This window comes from Sphingobium sp. ba1 (assembly GCF_000743655.1).
Taxonomy (GTDB): domain Bacteria; phylum Pseudomonadota; class Alphaproteobacteria; order Sphingomonadales; family Sphingomonadaceae; genus Sphingobium.
In genome coordinates, this window is sequence record NZ_JPPQ01000069.1 from 904132 (window position 1) to 906406 (window position 2275).

The 2275-nt window shown below is 62.8% G+C and carries 4 protein-coding genes; all 4 read left to right on the plus strand.

Annotated features, from left to right (window positions below; all coding sequences use genetic code 11):
- The coding region (locus IL54_RS22845) for a DUF455 family protein (RefSeq protein ID WP_156106278.1) at positions 1-330 on the plus strand (330 nt) is incomplete at its 5' end.
- A 107-nt stretch (positions 331-437) separates the two neighbouring features.
- Entirely contained in the window at positions 438-1166 is a 729-nt protein-coding gene (locus IL54_RS07435) for a M23 family metallopeptidase (protein WP_081912826.1), read from the plus strand.
- A 78-nt stretch (positions 1167-1244) separates the two neighbouring features.
- Entirely contained in the window at positions 1245-1571 is a 327-nt protein-coding gene (gene erpA / locus IL54_RS07440; protein WP_037474406.1) for an iron-sulfur cluster insertion protein ErpA, read from the plus strand.
- A gap of 50 nt (positions 1572-1621) precedes the next feature.
- Positions 1622-2275: exodeoxyribonuclease III (locus tag IL54_RS07445; protein ID WP_037478065.1), on the plus strand; the 654-nt coding region annotated here is incomplete at its 3' end.

Below are 2275 nucleotides of genomic sequence, written 5' to 3' on the forward strand. Positions count from 1 at the left end.
GACGCGCTCGCCCGCCTCGCCATCGTGCCCATGGTGCTGGAGGCGCGCGCGCTCGACATCACGCCCGCGACGGTCGCGCGCTTCGACCAGGCAGGCGACGCGCCCACTGTCAAAATCCTTGAGCGCATCCTCGTCGACGAGATTCGCCATGTCCAAGCCGGGACGAACTGGTTTGTCACGGAGGCGAACCGAAGGAACCTAAATCCACCGATTCATTACCAAATGCTGGTGAAACGCCATTTTCGGGGCAGCGTTAAGCCGCCGTTCAACGACTCGGCGCGTCGACAGGCCGGTTTGACCCACGAATTCTACGCCGCGCTTGCAACCTGACCGCCAATTTGCAGTCTATGTCTGGCGGGGGCGATCTAGGTCGCCAATAAAAACACGGGAAGCGCCGACGGGCAATCAAGCCTGCGGTGACATAAGTCGGGGTCGGCATGCTGTTTCTTCAATCGATCAATGTTGGTGCATCCAATTTGTTCCAGAGTGCAGCGAAAGCCGCAAAAATTTTTGGAAGCATCGCGATGGTCGGAACGCTCTGCGCGGCGATGCCCGCACAGGCGACCGAAGATGATGATCCCTATGGCGAAGTGACCGAAGCGGCGGCAACCACACCTGCCGCGGTCGATCTCGCCTTCTCCAACATCTTCTCCAGCCTGCAGCGCATGGATGGCACGCCCAAGGCGACTGCCTATATCCCGTCGGGCCGCCCGGTCGAAAAGCTCTCGCTGACCTCCAACTACGGCACCCGCTCCGATCCGTTCAATGGCCGCGCCCGCATGCACAAGGGCATCGACATTCCCGGTCCCGTCGGCACCCCCATTTATGCGACCGCCGACGGCATCGTCAGCCGTTCGGGCTGGGCCAGCGGCTATGGCAATCTCGTCCAGATCTCGCATGGTGGCGGCATGGAAACGCGCTACGGCCATATGTCGAAGCTGGTCGTTGCAGCCAACAGCTATGTGAAGCGCGGCCAGGTCATCGGCCTCATGGGCTCGACCGGCCGTTCCACCGGCAGCCACCTTCACTATGAAGTCCGCGTCGATGGCGCGGCGATAAACCCCATCCCCTTCGTTGCCGGTCCCGACTATCTGGTCGCCGCCAACACCAAGCCGCCGGTCGCCATGGGCGGCCCGACCACGGCGCAGGAAAAAGCGGCCGATTGATCACCCTTTTTCGACTTTCGCAAAAGGCCCGGCACCCCATGGGTTGCCGGGCCTTTTGCTTGATCCTATCTAAGGCGCATGACCGACATTGATCTCACCCCGTCTGCCGCCGCGCGTGTCGCCGCGATCGCTGCCAAACAGGGCAAGCCCGCGATCCTGCGTCTGGCCGTGGAGGGGGGCGGCTGTTCGGGCTTCCAATATCGGTTCGGCCTCGCCGATCAGATCGACGCAGAGGATATATCGGTCGAGCGTGACGGCGTGACCCTGGTGGTTGATGACGTGAGCCTCGACCTGGTCCGCGGATCAGCGGTGGATTTTGTCTCGGACCTGGGCGGCGCAGCCTTCAAGGTGACCAACCCCAACGCGACGGCGGGTTGCGGCTGCGGCACCAGCTTCTCGGTCTGATAGCCAAGCGCCGTTCCAGTCATTAGGGACGGGGGCGAGGAGAATCGTCCATGCGTATCGCCACCTTCAACATCAACGGCATCAAGGCGCGTCTGCCGCGCCTGCTGGAATGGCTGGACGAAACACGGCCCGACATCGCCTGCCTGCAGGAGATTAAGACCTCCGACGAAACCTTCCCGGTCAAGGATATCGAGGAGGCGGGCTATGGCGTGATCTGGCACGGGCAAAAGGGCTTCAACGGCGTCGCCATCCTCGCGCGCGGCGAAAGTCCGGTCGAAGTCCGGCGCGGCCTCGACGGCGAACCGGAGGATGAGCATAGCCGCTATCTGGAGGCCGATGTGAAGGGCGTGCGCGTCGCCAGCATCTACTTGCCCAATGGCAATCCGCAGCCTGGCCCCAAATTCGACTATAAACTCCGCTGGATGCAACGCCTGCGCACCCGCGCTGCTGAAATCTGGGCGGAAGAAGTGCCCGCGATCCTGGCGGGCGACTATAATGTCATCCCCCGTGACGATGACACCTATTCCGTCAAGGCAATGGCCAACGACGCGCTGATGCAGCCCGAAAGCCGCGCCGCCTATCGCCGGATGTTGGCCGATGGCTGGACCGACGCGCTGCGCAGCCGCCACCCTGCGGGCGGCGTATGGACCTTCTGGGATTATCAGATGAACAGCTGGCCACGCGACGCAGGCTTCCGCATCGAC